This window comes from Xanthobacter sp. DMC47 (genome assembly GCF_056313845.1).
In genome coordinates this window covers 1,073,986-1,091,127 of sequence record NZ_JBQUZM010000004.1, presented here as the reverse complement: position 1 = coordinate 1,091,127, position 17,142 = coordinate 1,073,986, and the positions used below count along the sequence as shown (strand labels likewise).

The 17,142-nt window shown below is 67.3% G+C and carries 16 protein-coding genes and 1 pseudogene; 2 read left to right on the top strand and 15 right to left on the bottom strand.

Annotated elements, in window-relative coordinates:
* Positions 1-32: 32 nt before the first annotated feature.
* From ACT54R_RS16885 to ACT54R_RS16875, 3 genes are all read right to left on the bottom strand, one after another.
* The gene (locus ACT54R_RS16885) at positions 33-800 is read right to left on the bottom strand and encodes an HpcH/HpaI aldolase family protein (protein WP_476328173.1); all 768 of its coding nucleotides are present in this window, start codon (positions 798-800) and stop codon (positions 33-35) included.
* Between the two features lie 15 nt (positions 801-815).
* A complete protein-coding gene (araD, locus tag ACT54R_RS16880; protein WP_476328171.1) occupies positions 816-2,552 on the bottom strand; it encodes an L-arabinonate dehydratase in 1,737 nt (578 codons plus the stop codon).
* A 73-nt stretch (positions 2,553-2,625) separates the two neighbouring features.
* Positions 2,626-3,627 (bottom strand): Bug family tripartite tricarboxylate transporter substrate binding protein, encoded by a 1,002-nt coding sequence (locus tag ACT54R_RS16875; protein ID WP_476328169.1) that lies wholly within the window; start codon positions 3,625-3,627, stop codon positions 2,626-2,628.
* 224 nt (positions 3,628-3,851) lie between these two features.
* On the opposite strand from ACT54R_RS16875, the gene ACT54R_RS16870 reads away from it, so the two are divergent.
* Positions 3,852-4,550, top strand: a complete 699-nt coding sequence (locus ACT54R_RS16870) for a GntR family transcriptional regulator (RefSeq protein ID WP_476328168.1) — start codon at positions 3,852-3,854, stop codon at positions 4,548-4,550.
* A 95-nt stretch (positions 4,551-4,645) separates the two neighbouring features.
* Here the strand turns inward: ACT54R_RS16870 and ACT54R_RS16865 are convergent, their stop codons facing one another.
* The 10 genes and pseudogenes from ACT54R_RS16865 to ACT54R_RS16820 form a co-directional block, all read right to left on the bottom strand.
* A complete protein-coding gene (locus tag ACT54R_RS16865; RefSeq protein WP_476328166.1) occupies positions 4,646-5,020 on the bottom strand; it encodes a 2Fe-2S iron-sulfur cluster-binding protein in 375 nt (124 codons plus the stop codon).
* Positions 5,020-6,735 (bottom strand): L-aspartate oxidase, encoded by a 1,716-nt coding sequence (locus tag ACT54R_RS16860; RefSeq protein ID WP_476328164.1) that lies wholly within the window; start codon positions 6,733-6,735, stop codon positions 5,020-5,022. Before ACT54R_RS16860 ends, ACT54R_RS16865 begins: the two co-directional genes overlap by 1 nt.
* A 406-nt stretch (positions 6,736-7,141) precedes the next feature.
* The gene (locus ACT54R_RS16855; protein WP_476328162.1) at positions 7,142-7,975 is read right to left on the bottom strand and encodes a transglutaminase-like domain-containing protein; all 834 of its coding nucleotides are present in this window, start codon (positions 7,973-7,975) and stop codon (positions 7,142-7,144) included.
* A gap of 167 nt (positions 7,976-8,142) precedes the next feature.
* Positions 8,143-8,271 (bottom strand): annotated as a pseudogene (locus tag ACT54R_RS16850) (3-oxoacyl-ACP reductase); the annotation flags it as partial.
* A 118-nt stretch (positions 8,272-8,389) separates the two neighbouring features.
* Complete coding sequence (locus ACT54R_RS16845) at positions 8,390-8,563, bottom strand: hypothetical protein (protein WP_476328160.1); 174 nt, start codon at positions 8,561-8,563, stop codon at positions 8,390-8,392.
* 222 nt (positions 8,564-8,785) lie between these two features.
* On the bottom strand, positions 8,786-9,586 hold the full coding sequence (gene benD / locus ACT54R_RS16840) for a benzoate diol dehydrogenase BenD (protein ID WP_476328158.1): 801 nt from the start codon (positions 9,584-9,586) through the stop codon (positions 8,786-8,788).
* 80 nt (positions 9,587-9,666) lie between these two features.
* The gene (locus ACT54R_RS16835; protein WP_476328156.1) at positions 9,667-10,596 is read right to left on the bottom strand and encodes a dioxygenase family protein; all 930 of its coding nucleotides are present in this window, start codon (positions 10,594-10,596) and stop codon (positions 9,667-9,669) included.
* A gap of 54 nt (positions 10,597-10,650) precedes the next feature.
* Positions 10,651-11,814, bottom strand: a complete 1,164-nt coding sequence (locus ACT54R_RS16830; RefSeq protein ID WP_476328154.1) for a muconate/chloromuconate family cycloisomerase — start codon at positions 11,812-11,814, stop codon at positions 10,651-10,653.
* A 209-nt stretch (positions 11,815-12,023) separates the two neighbouring features.
* Positions 12,024-13,376, bottom strand: a complete 1,353-nt coding sequence (locus tag ACT54R_RS16825; RefSeq protein WP_476328152.1) for an MFS transporter — start codon at positions 13,374-13,376, stop codon at positions 12,024-12,026.
* Positions 13,377-13,417: 41 nt separating this feature from the next.
* On the bottom strand, positions 13,418-13,657 hold the full coding sequence (locus ACT54R_RS16820) for a hypothetical protein (RefSeq protein WP_476328150.1): 240 nt from the start codon (positions 13,655-13,657) through the stop codon (positions 13,418-13,420).
* A 247-nt stretch (positions 13,658-13,904) separates the two neighbouring features.
* Between ACT54R_RS16820 and ACT54R_RS16815 the strand changes: the two genes are divergently transcribed.
* Positions 13,905-14,789: a LysR family transcriptional regulator gene (locus tag ACT54R_RS16815; RefSeq protein WP_476328148.1), complete on the top strand. Its 885-nt coding sequence runs from the start codon at positions 13,905-13,907 to the stop codon at positions 14,787-14,789.
* A 278-nt stretch (positions 14,790-15,067) separates the two neighbouring features.
* Here ACT54R_RS16815 and ACT54R_RS16810 read toward each other — a convergent pair whose 3' ends face one another.
* Together ACT54R_RS16810 and ACT54R_RS16805 are read right to left on the bottom strand one after the other, a co-directional pair.
* Positions 15,068-16,276: an ABC transporter substrate-binding protein gene (locus tag ACT54R_RS16810; RefSeq protein WP_476328146.1), complete on the bottom strand. Its 1,209-nt coding sequence runs from the start codon at positions 16,274-16,276 to the stop codon at positions 15,068-15,070.
* A gap of 82 nt (positions 16,277-16,358) precedes the next feature.
* A complete protein-coding gene (locus ACT54R_RS16805) occupies positions 16,359-17,138 on the bottom strand; it encodes a 3-hydroxybutyrate dehydrogenase (RefSeq protein ID WP_476328144.1) in 780 nt (259 codons plus the stop codon).
* Positions 17,139-17,142 lie beyond the last annotated feature (4 nt).

Sequence of the window (17,142 nt, the reverse complement as noted above, 5' to 3'; positions counted from 1 at the left end):
CGGTCTACCGGAAGGCGGTGTAGGGCGGCGCCCTACCCGCGGAAGCGTTTCGCCAGCGCCTCGGCGTTGCGCGCGAGGAGGCCGGTGTCGGAGCCGACCGCGGTGAACATGCAGCCGGCGGCGATGTAGCGGCGGGCCAGCGCCTCGGCGCCCGTGAGGATGCCGGGGCGGTTGCCGGCGGCCACGATGCGGCCGATCAGTCCCTCGATGAGGGTGACGATGTGCTCGTTGTTCTGGTCGCCCAGATAGCCGATGGCGGCCGAAAGATCGCCGGGGCCGATGAACACCCCGTCCACGCCGGGCACGGCGCAGATGGCTTCGAGATTGTCCATGCCGAGCCGGGATTCGATCTGTACCAGAACGCAGATTTCCTCATGGGCGCGCTGGTGATAGTCGCTGATCCGGCCGAAGCGCGAGGCGCGGGAGGCGGAGGCGAAGCCGCGGATGCCGGCGGGCGGATAGCGCGTCGCCGCCACCGCATCGGCGGCTTGCTCCGGCGTGTCCACCATGGGCAGCAGCAGGGTCTGCACCCCCGCGTCGAGCAGCCGCTTGATGGCGACGGGATCGTTCACCGGCGGGCGCACGATGGGCATCACGGAGGGGTGCTCCATGCAGGCCTGGAGCTGGCTGAGCACCATCGGCACCTCGTTGGCCGAATGCTCGGTGTCCAGCAGTAGCCAGTCGAAGCCGGCGCCGGCGAGGATCTCTACCGACACATGGCTGGCGAGGCTGCTCCACAGGCCGATCTGCTGCTGGCCGGCATAGATGGCGTGCTTGAAGGCGTTGCGAGGCAGGTCCAAGGGGCTGTTCCTTGTTCAGTAGATGGCCGGTTCGCCGGGGGCGGCGCCGAAGGAGGTTTCCAGGAAGTCGAAGTCGCAGCCGAGGTGTGCCTGGCTGATGTGCTTGGAATACATCCAGCCATAGCCGCGCTCATAGCGCGGCACGGGCGCGGGCAAGGCGGCGCGGCGGCGCTCCAGCTCCTCGGCCGGCACCTCCATATCGATGCGCCGGTTGGGCACATCGACGGTGACGAGATCGCCGGTCCGCAGCAGGGCCAGAGGCCCGCCCACATGGCTTTCTGGCGAGACGTGGAGAATGCAGGCGCCATAGCTGGTGCCGCTCATGCGCGCGTCCGAGATGCGCAGCATGTCGCGCACGCCCGCCTTCACCAGCGCCTTGGGGATGGGCAGCATGCCCCATTCGGGCATGCCGGGGCCGCCGAGGGGGCCGGCATTGCGCAGTACCAGCACGTGGTCGGGCGTCACGTCGAGGTTCTCGTCGTCGGTGGCGGCCTTGAGGCTGGGGTAATCGTCGAACACCAGCGCCGGGCCGGTATGGACGCGCAGATGGGGCGCGCAGGCGCTGGGCTTGATGACGCAGCCCTCCGGCGCGAGGTTGCCGCGCAGCACGGCGAGCGCGCCCTCGTCATAGATGGCCTTGTCAAGCGGGCGGATCACGTCGTCATTGTGCACCTTCGCTCCCGCGATGGCCTCGCCCACCGTGCGGCCGGAGACGGTGAGGGCATCGAGGTGGAGGAAGTCCGCGAGGCGTCCCATCAGCGCCGGCAGGCCGCCGGCGAAGTAGAAGTCCTCCATCAGATAGGCATCGCCGCTCGGCCGCACGTTGGCGAGCACCGGCACGCGGCGGCTGGCCGCGTCGAAATCATCGAGGGTGATGTCGGCACCGGCGCGGCGGGCCTGGGCGATGAGATGGATGATGGCATTGGTGGAGCAGCCCATGGCCATGGCGACGATGATGGCGTTCTCGAACGCCGCGCGGGTCTGGATGCGGGCCGGCGTCAGGTCCTCCCACACCATGTCGACGATGCGCCGACCGGAGGCTGCGCACATGCGCATGTGGCCGGCATCCGCCGCCGGCACGGACGAGGCGCCGGTCAGCGTCATGCCCAGCGCCTCGGCGATCGCGGTCATGGTGCTGGCTGTGCCCATGGTCATGCAATGGCCGTAGGAGCGGGCGATGCCGCCCTCGATCTCGTTCCACTCCGCCTCGCCGATGTTGCCGGCGCGCCGCTCGTCCCAGAACTTCCAGGCGTCCGAGCCGGAGCCCAGCGTCTTGCCGTTCCAGTTGCCCCGCAGCATGGGGCCGGCCGGCACATAGATGGCCGGCACGCCGGCGCTGGTGGCGCCCATGAGCAGGGCCGGGGTGCTCTTGTCGCAGCCGCCCATCAGCACCGCGCCGTCCACGGGATGGGCGCGGATCACCTCCTCCACCTCCATGGCCAGCATGTTGCGGTAGAGCATGGAGGATGGCTTCAGGAAGGTCTCGGATACCGAATGCACCGGCACTTCCAGTGGAAAGCCGCCGGCCTGCAGCACGCCGCGCTTGATGTCCTCCACCCGGTCCCGGAAATGGGCGTGGCAGGAGTTGAAATCCGACCAGGTGTTGAGAATGGCGATCACCGGCCGGCCCGCCCAGTCCTCCGGGGCATAGCCCATCTGCCGCAGGCGGGAGCGGTGGCCGAAGCTGCGCAGGTCGTCGGCGGCGAACCAGCGGGCGCTGCGCAGTTGGTCCGGTGTCTTCAGGCGTGTCATGTCTCAAGAACCCGTGTCTCAGGGACCGTCGGGCACCGGGCGAGACCGCCCGGCGCGAAGGTAAAGTTGGGGGTTACTGGACCACGATGTTGCCGGCCTTCACCACCTCGCGCCAGCGCTGCTCCTCGGCGGCCTGGAATGCGGCGAACTCGGCCGGGGTGCTGGCCACCACCTCGAAGCCCAGGTCATTGAATTTCGCCTTCACGCCGGGGTCGGCGAGGGCTGCCTTGAAGGCGTCCACCACCTTGGCCTTCACCTCCGGCGACAGGCCCTTGGGTGCGGCCGCGGCCTGCCAGGAATAGACATCGATGCCGTCCACGCCGCCCTCCTTGAGGGTCGGGATGTCTGGAAACTGCGGGCTGCGGGCTGCGGCGGTGACGCCGAGTGCCTTCAGCTTGCCGGCCTTGATCTGGTTCGCCACCGCGCCGAGGTTCTGGAAAGAGACGTCCGCATGGCCGGCGATGAGGTCGCTGATGGCCGGTCCGCCCCCCTTGTAGGGCACATGGATGCCGGAGGTGCCCGTCTTCTGCCAGAACAGCGCGGCGGTGAGGTGGTCGGAGGAGCCGACGCCGGAGGAGGCGAAGGTCACCTTGTCCGGGTTCTTCTTCAGATAGTCCACCAGTTCCTTGACCGAATTCGTCGGGAAATTGGGGTTCGCCACCAGCACGTTGGGCGTGCGCACGGCCACCGTGATGAGATCGAAATCGGACTTGGGCGAATAGCTCAGCGCCGGATAGAGCGCCGGATTGATGGCGAAGACGCCGATGGAGCCCACCAGCAGCGTGTAGCCGTCCGCCGGCGCGGTCTTCACATGGGTCGCGCCCGTGCCGCCGTTGGCGCCGGGGCGGTTGTCGATGACCACGGGCTGGCCTAGCGCCTCGCTCACCTTCTGGGAGGTGAGGCGCGCCGTGCTGTCGGAGGCGCCGCCGGGCGGGAAGGGCACCACCACGGTGACGGGCCGCTGCGGATAGGTCTCCGCCGCCGCCGCGCCGGCGAGGGGCAGGGCGGTTGCGGCGAGCACGGCGAGAAGCGCGCCGGCGGCGAATGAGCGGGACGGGCGTTGCAAATGGATCATGGGTCCTCCCGGGGCCGGTTGGCTGCGCGGTTGCGGTGCGCGGGCTTCACGGGCGCCGTCCATGCCGCCCGGAAATGGGGCAGGCGGATGCGCCGGCGGCGGTCGTTTCCTCGGCGGCCCCTGCCTGAGGCGGGGCCTTCTCATTTATGGGTCCACTAAAACGCTAATGCATCAGTGGCGTCAAGCGCCTGATTTGCTATCCTCGCGGGATGGACACGACGACCATGGACCCGACGCGCAGCGCGCGGCCCTCCCGCGATCCCTCCCGCCATGCGGCGCCGCAGGTGTTCGATTATCTGCGCGAGCGGATCATCACGCTGGACATGCCACCAGGCACGCTGATCTCCCGCGCCGAATTGCAGGACCTGTTCGGTTTCTCCTCGACGCCGGTGCGCGACGCGCTCCTGAAGCTCCAGGAGGAGCAACTGGTGGAGATCTTCCCCCAGCACGCCACCGTGGTGAGCCCCATCGATCTGGAACTCGCCCGGCAGGCGCACTTTCTGCGCCGCTCCATCGAGCTGGAGGCGGTGCGCACGGTGGCGCTGGGCGAGGAGCATGCGGGGATCGCCGCCCGCCTCGATGGGGTGATCGCTCTCCAGGACGAGCGGCTCGCGCGCGGCGACCTTCCCGGCTTCGATGCCGGCGACCGCGACTTCCACCGCGTGCTGTTCGACGCCACCGGCATCCACAGCCTGTGGCTGATGGTGCGCCGCTATTCCGGCCATATCGACCGCATCCGCCGCCTGCATCTGCCCATGCCGGGCAAGGCGGAGCGGGTGCTGCGGGAGCACCGGGCGGTGGCCGCCGCGGTGCGGGCCGGCGATGCCGGCGCGGCGCAGGAGGCGCTGCGCACGCATCTGTCCAACTCGCTCGCCTATGCGCCGGATCTTGTCGCGCTGTGGCCGGCCTATTTCCGCAGCTAAGCGCGGCGCGTCTTCATGGTTAACCGCACGAGCGGCAGCGGGAGGTTATCACTCGTGGTCACATGCCTACGCCTGCTGAGACGCGACGGGCATGCTCAGGCGCCCACCACGACTTTGCCAAGGCCCGACTTGAGCGCATGCTCCAGGCGCTCGTCCGGGGGCGTGATCTCGGTGACGAGGTCGCGCAAATGCGCCTTGTTGCCCAGCGGCTCCAGCACCATCTCGCGCGGCTCCAGGCGCGCCGTGCAAGCATAATCCACCTTGCCGTCGACGATAATCATGCACTCCTTGCAGGTGTTCGCGTTGATGCAGGAATGGCGGACAGACAGCGTGGAATCGAGATTGGCACGCACGAAGCGCAGCCCGTCCAGAACGGACTGGCCCGGCGTATAGGGCACCTCGTAGGTTGAGGTGTGCGTATCCTTACCGGCATGGCCGCGGCGGACGATCAGGGTGGCGGTCTCACGCATCAGGCGACCTCGCAGAGGGTGCGGCCCTCGACCGGGGCGCGGTCGAGCACAATGTCTTCTCCCGCCAGCTTCACCGTGTGGTGCAGCACGAATGCAGGATCCATGGCGGGGAAATCGTCACGCTGGTGAGCGCCGCGGCTCTCCTTGCGGACGAGCGCGGAGCGCGTCACCGCTTCGGCGACGAGAAGCATGGAGCGCAAGTCGAACCAGTCGAGCCGCGCCATGTTGTAGGGACCGGGCGTGCTCGGCGGCAGTGCGCCGAGGCGCGTCTTGAGGTCCGCAATTCCGGCTAGCGCCGTGCGAAGACCCTCCTCGGTGCGGAATGGCCCGACATTCACGGCCATGATCTGCTGCAGCTCGGCGATGAGGCCGGCGTGGTTCTCGCCGCCATCGGGCGTCACGGCGGCAACGAGGTCCAGCGCGCCGGCCGGCACCGGTGCGTCGGCATTGCCGGCAGCGCGCGAATGGAGCGCCGCGGTTCGGCCGGCGGTTCGGCCGAACACGAAGGCTTCGGTGATGGCATTGCCGGAGAGGCGGTTGGCGCCATTGGCGCCGCCGTTCGCCTCGCCGCAGGAGAACAGGCCCGGCACGCTCGTGCGCATCTGGGCGTCCACCTTCACCCCGCCCATATGGTAGTGCGCGATGGGGGCCACCTCGATGGGCATCTGAGTGAGGTCGATGCCGTTGGCGGCGAGCCGGTCGATGACCGGTCCGAAGGAAGCCCGCAGCGTCTCCTCCGGGATGTGCTGGAAGGAGAGATAGGCGCCCCCCGCCGGCGAGCCACGGCCAGCCTTCACCTCGGAGAGGATGGCGAAGGTGGCGCGGTCGCGCGTCACGTTATAGGTGCCGGCCTCCTCGTTGCCGTAGTCGTTGACGAACTCGCGCATCTCGGCGTTGAGCAGACGGCCGCCGAGCTTGTAGCGGAAGGGGTCCCACATGATCGGGTCCATGCCTACGAGGCGCGGGGCAAGGTGGCCGATGGGGAAGAACTGCACGAACTCCATGTCCGTCAGCTCGGCGCCGGCGCGCAGGGCGAGGGCGTATCCGTCGCCGCCCATGTTGGCCGAAGCGCTGTTGCGCTGGTACAGGCGCGTGAGGCCCCCGGTCGCGATCACGACGGCCTTGGCCTTCACCGCGACCGGCCGTCCGTCGGCCAGCGAGAAGCCCGCCGCGCCGGTGGCGATGCCGTCGGTCACGAGGATGTCGGTGATGTAGAGGTCACCGATGCGGGTAACCTCCTTCTGGCGCAGCACGCGGCCGCGAAGGGTCTTGGCCACCGCCGGGCCGGTGGAGAGGAAGTCCACGTAGACGCAGCGCGGCCGGTCGTGGCCCGGCGCCAGCGCCTGGCGGATGGAGCCGTCGTCATTGCGCGCCCAGCCCACCTTCCACGCGTCGAGCTGGAGGATGTCGCGGGGGCCCTCCTCGCACACCAGTTGGGCGAGGGAGACGTCGCAGAGCTCGCGGCCGGCGGCGAGGGTGTCGGCAAGATGATGCTCCCAGGAATCCGGCGTCTGGGAGCCGAGCGCCACCGCCACGGTCATCTGCGCCATGATGGTCGCGCCGCTGCGCCCGATGAGGCTCCGGTCGGCGAGGATGACGCTGGCGCCATCCTTGCTGGCCTCCAGTGCTGCCATCATGCCGGCGGCGCCGGAGCCGATCACCAGAATGTCGGTTTCGAGATGGACCACATCCATTGCCACTGTCGTGCCTTTCATCGAGATCGGCCCTGCTCGCAAACTGTGGCCGCCGAGCGGACGTAGGGCGGTCGTGTCCCGAGACGGCGGGCGGCATCTGCCGGAGCATAATGCCTCTTCACCATGCACCGCCAATATTTCGGCAGGCACTTCCTTTCAAGTGCGCCGGCTCAACAATCGTCGTCCAGCACCGGTGCAAGACGCGGATTGGGTATCCAGCGGACAGGAGGCCGGCCGACGTCAAAGGAAGGGGTTGGAAGATAACGACGAGATGGGAAGCGATGTCGCGTCCAGCCAAAGGCACCCGAGAACCCGGCGCGCCGCCCGGGCTCCTGAGTCGCTCGCGCAACGGGCCAGAAATCATCCAGGTTCAGGATTTTTCTGGTCAACGAGGCTTTCTGGAAATGGGCGTGGGGCGAATGCCTTTCTAGGCCACGCCAACAGCCCGAGTAGTTGGCTCTTCGTCCTCGGCGTTCTTGTCGACAGCGTCGATGCCGACGGACATGCCCTTGAACTCAGCATCGCCGTAGATCGTCGCGAAAGCCGCGTCCGAGGCGTCACGACCCACGCCGATACGGACAAGGCCCTGAAGGGCGGCCTGCCGCGTCGCGTCGAACAGATACCATTGTCCGCCGAGATAGGCTTCGAACACCGCGTGGAAATCGGGCGGATCGAGCTGCCACGCATAGCCGCTGGCAAAGCGGGCGGGAATGTTGAGGGCACGGCAGAACGTGATGCCGAGGTGGGCGAAGTCACGGCACACACCAGCCCGCAAGACCATAGTGTCATACGCCGAGGTCTGGGAATCGCTGGAGCCGCGGACATAGTCGACGTGCTCATGGATCCAGTTGCAGATCGCCGTCACGCGGGTGTGGCCGGGTTCGATCTCCCCGAACTCGCGGCGGGCGAAGCGGCCGAGCTGGTCCGACTGGCAAAAGCGGCTTGGATACAGATAGGGCATGATGTCGAGCGGGAGGTCGCCAACCGGCAGCTCCTGGATGCTTTCGGGCGCCTCGTCGATCATGTCGACCTCGACGACGGCGTGGTAGCTAACCTGAAACGGCCCGGGAGAGGCGTTCACGCGGATGAACCGGCTTCCCCCCTCGTCATCAGCGAAGCGCTCGATGGCGAATGCGGGGTTGAGGCTGAGGCTTTCGACAATGATGCGCTGGCGATGCAGCGCGGCAGCCTCGACGTTCAGAATGAATACGGCGGGAGACTTCACATCGTATTCAAGGCTCGATCGCACGGCAAAGCGCATTTTCCGTCCCCATCGGTGGGCCTGAAGGCGGTGAGGAGACGCTTGGCGGGGCGCATTGTTCCGCTTCCGAAACGAATTACCTTCCGCTACCGCCGAACGGTGCCTGCGCTTGCGTCTGTCGGGAGTCTCTCATTCGACGGGGCGCCGCCGGCTTCCTTCGAGCGCCGTCAGATGCCCTGGCCGCCGGATACCTCGATGCGCTGCGCGGTGACCCAGCGATTATCCTCGGAAAGCAGGCTGGCGATCATCGGCCCGATATCGTCAGGCAGGCCAACTCGGCCGAGCGCCGTCATCTCCCAGTTCACGCGAGAGTACGCCCGGATGTTCGGCGCGCCGCCGGAGCGCGATGTCGAGGCCGCGAGGCGCAAGGGTTCGGTGGCGGCTTGAGGGCGGACTCGCCTGCCTGCCACCGTGTCATGGGAAAGGCGGCTGCGGATAGCCCAGGTCGCCCCCGTGGGCCGCGAGACCTTTGATCTCTCCAACGAGGCGCTCGCACGCCGGCGCTTCGGCACGCAGACCGTCTGCGATCCTGCGGGCATTCAGCACAAAGGCGAGCTGATCGATCAGGCGGCAGATGGCTGCCGCCATGTCCGCCTTTTTTCCTGCAGATTGGAGGCGAACATGCCCAGCAGAGTCGCGCTCGTCCCGTTGAAGCAGCAGCGGATTTCAGCCTTCTGCCCGTGTCCCGAAGGACAACGCTGGCCCATGGCTCGGAACCAAGACACGTCCGACCTCACCGCCGAGCGGCGCGGCCTGACGCATCGTCGGCCCCTGCGACGGCGGGCACGAGGGGAGATGCACTCCGTGTGCTCACCCCTGGTCGCCTCCGCCGACCGGCAGCACGGTGCCCGTGATGTAGGAGGCCTCGTCGGACGCGAGGAACAGGACGGCGGCGGATATCTCTCGGAGTTCGCCATAGCGGCCGAGATGGGTCGAGCGAACGGTCTGGTCCACCACCTGCTGAATCCACGCCTTGCCCTGCTCGGACGGCACGTCGGTGCCGCGTGGGATGCGACGCGGCGGCGCGGACACCCCGCCCGGCGCCACCGCATTCACGCGGATGCCGGTGCCGGCGAGCTCGAACGACAGCGACGCGGTGAGGGCGTTTACGCCGCCCTTCGAGGCCGAATAGGGAATGCGGTTGACGCCCTTGGTCGCGATCGAGGAGACGTTCACGATGGAGCCGCGTTTCTGCGCCAGAAGATAGGGCAGCACCGTGCGGCAGCCCCACAGGGTGGGGAAGAGCGAGCGGCTGATCTCGGCGGTGATCTGGCGTTCGTCAAATTCCTGGAACGGCTGCATCCAGATGGCGCCGCCCACATTCGTCACCAGCACATCGATCGTGCCATAGGCGTCATTGGCCAGTGCCATTACGCGCTCATTGCCGGCCCAGGTCTCCAGATCCTCTTCCATGGCCACGACGCGCCCCGCGCCATGCTCCGCCTCGATCTGCTGCGCGATCTCTCGCACGATGGAAGAGCGATCCACGATCACGAGGCGGGCGCCCTCGGCGGCGGCGTCCAGCGCCACCTGCATGCCGACGCCCTGCGCCGCGCCGGTGACGATGACGCTCTTGCCCTCGAAGCGCCGGGCGGGGGTCGGATCTGCCATGGCTGTCCTCCTGTGGAGGCCCGTTGCGGCGGGCCAGCCGTATTGGAAAGGTACCGGCCGGCGCGCACCGGCCGGTGTCGTCAGTGCGCGGGAACGTGGTCGCGGTGAACCACCGTCTGTGGTGCGTTGGCGTTGTCCTTCACCAGCACCACGTCGAAACGCGTGCGGGCGAAGGGACCATTGAGGCCGGCGGCATGGATCTCATCCGGCGTATCGACCCGCTCCAGAGTCACCACCAGCTCATCGCGCGTGCCGAAGGCGAAGTCCGTGTAGAGATACTTGTCGCCGGTGAAGTTGAACTGGGTCGTCAGCTGGCGATGACCAGGCGCCGACACGAAGTAGTGCACATGGGCGGGGCGCTCGGCATGGCGACCGAAGGCCGTCATGAGCTGACGGGTGGCGCTCTCCGGCGGGCAGCCATAGCCGTTTGGCACGATGGTGCGGGCGCGGTAGCGGCCTTCAGGGTCGGTCTCGATGCGGCGGCGCAGGTTGTAGGCCGCCTGCTCGCCGTCGATGAAGGAGTATCCGCCCTTGGAATTGGCGTGCCAGATGTCCACGATCGCGCCGGCGATGGGCGCGCCGTCCTCGTCCGTCACCTGCCCCTCGATGATGAAGACCTCGCCGGGATCGGAGCCATCATCCATGCGGGCCTCGCCCTTGGAGAGCGGAGCGCCGGCGACATAGAGCGGACCCTCGATGGTGCGCATGGTGCCGCCCGAGAGTCCGGCGAGGCGCTCGGCTTCGTCGAGCCTGAGGTCGAGGAAGTGCTCAAGGGCGACACCGGGCACCACGAGGCCCAGCTCGTCATTCTTCGCAGCCCGGCCGATGAAGCCAACGGCGGCCCAGAATTCGTCCATGGACACGTCGCACTCGTCGATCACCTGCATGATGCGGTACAAAAGCTGCTCCGACACCTGCTTGACGCGGGCATTGCCCATGTCGGTCCCGGCGCCGACGGCGCGGGCGGCGAGTTCCTTCTTCTGGGAATCGGGGATGAGATTGGCGGGCATAGCGTTTCCTGGTGTTTTGGTTTGATGGGCTGGTGGGAGAAGCGTCCGGCGCGTCTACCGGGCGCCCGCGACGACGTGAAGGGAGCGCTCCGCGCGGTCGCGGCGAAAACGGTTGACCTGCTGCTCGCAGAGCGTGATGCCGAGGCCCGGCCCCGTAGGCACGGTGATGCCGAAATCGGCATACTCCAGCGGGGTCTCGAGGATATCCTCGGTCAGCAGCAGGGGGCCGAACAGCTCGGTACCCCATTCCATGTTGCCAAGGGTGGAGAACAGATGCGCGGAGGCGGCGGTGCCGACACCCCCCTCCAGCATGGTGCCGCCATAAAGGCCGATACCCGCCGCTTCCGCAATGGCGGCGACGCGGCCGGCGGCGAACAGCCCGCCGGACTGCTCCACCTTGAGCGCAAACACGTCTGCGGCGGCCTGGGCGGCGAGGGCGAAGGCGGTCTCCGGGCCCGTCAGTGCCTCGTCCGCCATGATCGCGAGCGAGCTCTCGCGGGCGAGGCGGCCGAGGCCCGCGCTGTTGCGCAGCGCGACGGGCTGCTCCACGAGATCGACGCCGGCCTCCGCGAGCAGCGGCAGCATGGCGGAGGCGGTGGCTTCGGACCACGCCTGGTTGATGTCCACCCGCACCGAGGCGCGTGCGCCGAGCGCTTTCTTGATGGCAGCCACGTGGGCGACGTTGGCGCGCGGGTCGCCCTTGCCGATCTTGAGCTTGAAGATGTTATGCCGCCGCCGCGCCAGCATCTCCTCCGCCTCTGCGATGTCGCGGCCGGTGTCGCCGCTGGCGAGGGTCCAGGCCACCGGAAGGCGGTCGTGCTGACGTCCACCGAGCAATTCGGAGATGGGAAGGCCGACCCTCTGCCCCATGGCGTCGAGCAGGGCGGTTTCCACCGCACACTTGGCGAAGTGGTTGCCCTGCACGCACGTTCCGATGGTCGCCATGGTGCGGCCGATGCGGCGGGCGTCGCATGCCATCAGGATCGGCGCGAAATAGGTGTCGATGGCAAGCTTCATCCCCTCGGGGCTTTCGGGCCCATAGGCGAGGCCGCCGATGGTGGTGCCCTCGCCGATGCCGACGATGCCGTCCGACATGCGCAGACGCACGATCATCAGCGTCTGCTGGTGGATGGTCGTCATGGCAAGCTGGTGCGGGCGGATGGTCGGCAGGTCGACGAGGAAGGTTTCGATATCAACGACTCTCACAGCCTCGGGCACGGTCTTGCTCCTGGGTCATCGGAGAGGAATGGCAGCGGGCGAATGGCCCGGACGATTGAATTTCGACGCGCGAAAAGATGTCGGACTGAATTTGTGCTGTGGAATTAATTCCTGAAATTGGGATTGATACTTTCCGCTTGGTGGCCGCGGCTTGAATGCCGCGGCCTTTTCGGGGGGGGTGATTGCGCTGCAGTCGGTTTGGCCGTCCTCTAGTGGGCGGCCGGCACCGGAACACCCTGCTCCTCGCCGGACGCACGAACCGTGAGGGTGGCCAGCGCGGCGATGGTCAGCGGGATGGCGAGCGCCATGAAGTAGCCGGAGGGACCCGCGCCCGTCAGAAGCTGACCGCCGATGGCGGAGCCGCCGATGGCCCCCGAGCGGCCGATGCCGATTCCCCAGCCGGTGGCAGTGGCGCGAAGCTGTGTGGGATAGGCATTGGCGATCAGATAGTTGAGCACGAGCTGCTGGCCGCCGATGCCGAAGCCGGCGAGCGCAATCAGCGTGAACACCACCGGCCAGCGGTCGCCGGCAAGGCCGAGGCCAATCGCGACGCCGATGCCCACGAGGAACATGCACACCAGCAGCTTGCGGGCGTCCACCTTGGGCAGGAAGGCCGAGAGCGGCAGCGCCATGGCGATAAAGGCGGCGTTGACAGTGACGGTGCCGTAGGCCGCCTGCGCCTTCTCGAGGCCCAGCGTGGTGAGCGCGGTGGGCAGCCACTGGAGCAGCAGGAACCACGCGATCCAGTTGAACAGATAGATGGCCGAGATCGCCAGCGTCACGTTGCGGTAGCGGCTCTCGAACAGCCCAGCAATGGAGGCGCCGTGCGTCACCTTGGCGGGGTTCACCAGGCGCACGCCGTCGGGGATCCTCTGGCCGGTCATCTGCTCGATCAGCTTGCGAGCCTGGTTCTGGCCATCATTCTGCTTGCGGGAGACGAGATAGGCCGGGGATTCCGGCAGCAGGAAGTAGATCACGACCATCAGCGCCAGCGGCACCACGCCGCCCAGCAGGAAGATGCCGCGCCAGCCGAGCACCGGCAGCCAGCTCGCCGCGATGAGGCCGCCCAGCATGGCCCCGGCAGGCAGGCCGAGCAGCACGCCGGTAATCATGAGGCCGCGCTTGGAGGAGGTGCTGTATTCGCCGGCGAGCGCCAGCAGGGAGGGCGTCGCGCCGCCCATGCCGATGCCGATGAGGAAGCGCAACACGATGATCTGGGTAGGCGAGGTGGCGTAAGCGCCCATCAGCGAAAACACGCCAAACAGGAAAACCGCGATGAGGATGGCCCTGCGGCGCCCGAATTTGTCGCCGAAACTACCGAGGCCGATCGCGCCCAACGTCATGCCGATGATGGATGCGGTGATGACCCAGGTCATGTCCGCCGCCTTCATGCCGAAGTCCTGCGCGATCGCGGGGCCGATAAAGGCGATCGACTGGGTGTCGAAGCCGTCGAGCAGCGCGATCATGAAACACAGCGCGACGACCGCCCAGCGGCGGCCGGTCATCGACCCAGCGTCGATAATGTCCTTGATGTCCCGTGTGACGGCAGTGGGCGTTGGCATGGGGTCTCCTCAGATGTTCTGACGTTTTGGAAAGGAGGTGGCTATGTCTCGGCGCAGTTCGGCGGCGAAGAGATGCACGGCGGGAAAAAGACGGCGAGGCGTGAGCCCGACATGCCGGCATTCAGCACCGACGCCATGGCCTGCGGCGTCGCGGGGGTCTCGGCGCCGGCGGCGATGGTGGCGTGCGGGGCGATCGCGCAGAGGATGGCCTCGCGCCCGCGGGCATATCCGTCCCGGTCGATGGCGCGAAAGCCGGGCGTGGCGATGCGGCTGGCGAACATGGCCCTCCCGCGGCTTCGGCCGCGTAGTGTTCCAGTCGGGGGCCTTCGGCACCTCCGTCCGGACGTTTCTTCCCTGCGCGGCAAACTACGGCGCAAGAGGTCGGTGGGCTAAGACCGAATGAGTGTATATTCATACTTTCTGGGTATGAAAGCAGATGCGAATGGCGAGGTGCGAGGAGAAAATTGCGCAGATTGAGAGGGTTCGCGCCGCGATCATACTTGTGAGGTATCAAGACTGAGGTTGGATATGGACCTGCGGCACCTGCGCTACTTCACCACCGTCGCCGCGGAAGGCTCGTTCAGCCGCGCGGCCGAGAAGCTCAATATGGCCCAGCCGCCGCTCAGCCGGCAGATCCAGCAGCTGGAGGAGGAAATGGGCGTGCGCCTGCTCGATCGCGGGAGGCCGCTGACCCTGACCGAGGCTGGCCGCCATCTGTTCGAGCAGAGCGTGCAATTGCTCCAGCGGGTGGAGGAAATGAAGGCCACCACGCGGCGCATCGGGATGCGCATGGTCTTTCAGTTCAACATCGGCTTCGTCGCGTCCACGCTCTACGACGCGCTGCCGGAGCTGATCCGTGAATTCCGCATCCTTTCCCCCGAGGTGCAGGTGCAACTCATGGAGATGACGACGCTCGAGCAGATCGCCGCGTTGAAGGACGGGCGCATCGACGTGGGCTTCGGCCGCCTGCGCTTCGAGGACGATGCGCTGGTGCGAGACGTGCTGCGGGAGGAAACGCTGTGCATCGCCATCTGCGCGTCGCACGAGATGGCAGGGGCGAAAGTGCGCCCGCGGCTCGCGGACGTCGAGGCCGAGCCGCTCATCCTCTATCCTCACTCGCCGCGCCCGAGCTATGCCGACCAGGTGCTGTCCTTTTACCGCGAGGCCGGGATCACGCCGCGCATCGGCATGGAGGCCCGCGATGTGCAGACCGCGCTGGGATTGGTGGCTTCGGGCGCCGGCATCTGCGTGGTGCCGGCTTCGATCCGCCGGCTGGGGCGGGGCGATGTGCGCTTCCTCGACCTCGACGAGCCCTTCTCGAGCCCGATCATCTTGAGCCACCGCCGCAACGACGGCTCCGCCTTGCTGCGCCAGATGCTGCAGCTCACCGAGCGCCTCAAGACAAGAAGCTGACTTCTCCGTGCTCAGCCATTTCCCGCGCCCGCGCCTGAGACAAACAGCGCGTGACCAGATAACCGCCCGCCCCAATGAACCACCTCACCCACACCTAACGCAGGGTCCAGCACCGCCGCGAACTGGCGATGCGGCGGTGCAGATCCTCGTTTGGCAGTGCGCCTCGGTGGCTGCCTTCACCTCCTGGCAGGACCGACGAAGTCACCCGAGATGCTTGGTCCGGCTTCTTGTGCCGGACCCCGACGATGGCGCCGCGCATCTGTTCGAGTGTTCTCCGGCTACTTCACGAGCGGGCAGCCGCTGTCCTTGACCGGGATGTAGGCCTCGGTTCCGGGCACCGTCTCAAGGAGCGTGAGATAGTCCCAGGGGCCCTTCGAATCCTGGGGCTTCTTCACCTCGAACAGGTACATGTTGTTGAACACGCGCCCGTTCTCGCCGATCTTCGCGTCCTTCATCATCATGTCGGTCACAGGCGTGGCGCGCATCTTGGCGGCCACCTTGTCGGCGTCATCCGTGCCGAGGTCCTTCACCGCCTGGAGATAGTGCCGGACCGCGGAGTAGACGCCCGCCTGGTTCATGGAGGGCTTGCGGCCGGTCTTCTCCTCGAACTTCTTGGACCAGGCGCGGGTCTCGTCATTCATGTCCCAATAAAACGAGTTGGACAGGATGAGGCCCTTCGCCACCGGCAACGTCAGCGCGTGGATGTCGTTGATGTTGAGGAGCAGGCCGGCGAGCGTCTGGCCGCCCTGCGGCAGGCCGAACTCGGTCGCCTGCTTCACGGAGTTGATGGTGTCGCCGCCGGCATTGGCGAGGGCCACCACCTTGGCGCCGGAGGCCTGCGCCTGCAGCAGGAAGGAGGAGAAATCGGAGGTCGCGAGGGGCACGCGCACGCCGCCTTTCACGGTGCCGCCCATGGCCTTCACCGTCTTGGACGCCTCCTCCTCCAGTGAATGGCCGAAGGCGTAGTCGGCGGTGATGAAGAACCAGCTCTTGTCGCCCTTGTTCACCAGCGCGCGGGCGGTAGCGGAGGAGACCGAGTGGGTGTCCCACGTCCACATGAAGCCATAGGGGCTGCACGCCTTGCCGGTGAGGTCCACCGAGCCGGGGCCGGACATGAGGAAGATGCGCTTGCGCTCCTTGGTGATGGCCTGCACGGCCAGCGCGGCGGCGGAATTGGGCACGTCGGCGATCACGTCCACCTGCTCGGTGTCGATCCACTTGCGGGCGAGGCTCGCTGCCACGTCCGCTTTGTTCTGGTGATCGCCGACGATGATCTCCACCGGCACGCCGTTGATGGCGTTGCCGAACTCTTCCGCCGCGAGCCGCGCCGCCTGGGCCGAGCCCTCGCCGTTGATGTCGGAATAGACGCCGGCGAGATCGGACAGGAGCCCGATCTTGATCTTGCCGTCCGACATCTGCGCCGAGGCCGGTCCAGCGAGCCCGGCGACAGCCGAGCCGAGCGCCGCGGCAACCATGAGACCCTTCATGCGGTTTCTCCCTGCTTTATGTTTGCCTGATCTTTTGTTTGTCTGATCCGCACTGAACGCGTCGACACGCGCCTCGCACACCTCAGCGGGCGACGTAGCCGCCATCCACCGCCAGCGTCGTGCCCGTGACGCCGGAGCCGGCCGGCGAGCACAGGAACACGACGGCCCCGGCGATCTCCTCCGCCGTCACCGGGCGGCGGATGGGCTGGTTCTGGAGGAACACCTCCTTCACCACGTCCTCGGGCGACAGGCCCGTGACCTTCGCCTGGTCGGCCACCTGCATCTCGATGATGGGCGTCATCACCATGCCCGGGCAGACGGCGTTGCAGGTGACGCCGGTCTCTGCCACCTCGATGGCGATGGACTTGGTGAGCCCCACGAGGCCGTGCTTGGTGGCCACGTAGGCCGCCTTGTGCGGTGCGCCGACAAGTCCGAGCACAGAGGCAATGTTGACGATGCGGCCGAAGCGCCGCTCCGTCATGGAGCCGATGACCGCCTTGCTCGCGTGGAAGGCCGCGGAGAGGTTCACCGCGACGAGGCGGTCCCACTGCTCATCCGGAAAGTCCGCCAGCGCCGAGACATGCTGGATGCCGGCATTGTTCACAAGGATGTCTACCGGGCCCATTTCTGCGCGCGCCGCCGCGGCCAGCGCGCGGACTTCGGTCGGCCGGCTCACGTCGGCTCCGTGATAGGCGATCTTCGTACCGGCGGACGCGGCGAGATCGGCACGGACGGCCTCGATCTCGCCTGCGTCGCCGAGCCCGTTCAGCATCACGTTGCAGCCCTCGGCGGCAAGAGCCCGTGCGATGGCGAGCCCGATGCCGGAGGTGGAGCCGGTGACGATTGCGTTGCGGCCTTTCATGGCG

Coding starts and splice junctions, on each gene's coding strand:
- araD (WP_476328171.1), bottom strand. CDS start 2,552: ATGACACGCCTGAAGACACCGGACCAACTGCGCAGCGCCCGCTGGTTC.
- ACT54R_RS16875 (WP_476328169.1), bottom strand. CDS start 3,627: ATGATCCATTTGCAACGCCCGTCCCGCTCATTCGCCGCCGGCGCGCTT.
- ACT54R_RS16870 (WP_476328168.1), top strand. CDS start 3,852: ATGGACCCGACGCGCAGCGCGCGGCCCTCCCGCGATCCCTCCCGCCAT.
- ACT54R_RS16865 (WP_476328166.1), bottom strand. CDS start 5,020: ATGCGTGAGACCGCCACCCTGATCGTCCGCCGCGGCCATGCCGGTAAG.
- ACT54R_RS16860 (WP_476328164.1), bottom strand. CDS start 6,735: ATGAAAGGCACGACAGTGGCAATGGATGTGGTCCATCTCGAAACCGAC.
- ACT54R_RS16855 (WP_476328162.1), bottom strand. CDS start 7,975: ATGCGCTTTGCCGTGCGATCGAGCCTTGAATACGATGTGAAGTCTCCC.
- ACT54R_RS16845 (WP_476328160.1), bottom strand. CDS start 8,563: ATGGCGGCAGCCATCTGCCGCCTGATCGATCAGCTCGCCTTTGTGCTG.
- benD (WP_476328158.1), bottom strand. CDS start 9,586: ATGGCAGATCCGACCCCCGCCCGGCGCTTCGAGGGCAAGAGCGTCATC.
- ACT54R_RS16835 (WP_476328156.1), bottom strand. CDS start 10,596: ATGCCCGCCAATCTCATCCCCGATTCCCAGAAGAAGGAACTCGCCGCC.
- ACT54R_RS16825 (WP_476328152.1), bottom strand. CDS start 13,376: ATGCCAACGCCCACTGCCGTCACACGGGACATCAAGGACATTATCGAC.
- ACT54R_RS16820 (WP_476328150.1), bottom strand. CDS start 13,657: ATGTTCGCCAGCCGCATCGCCACGCCCGGCTTTCGCGCCATCGACCGG.
- ACT54R_RS16815 (WP_476328148.1), top strand. CDS start 13,905: ATGGACCTGCGGCACCTGCGCTACTTCACCACCGTCGCCGCGGAAGGC.
- ACT54R_RS16810 (WP_476328146.1), bottom strand. CDS start 16,276: ATGAAGGGTCTCATGGTTGCCGCGGCGCTCGGCTCGGCTGTCGCCGGG.
- ACT54R_RS16805 (WP_476328144.1), bottom strand. CDS start 17,138: ATGAAAGGCCGCAACGCAATCGTCACCGGCTCCACCTCCGGCATCGGG.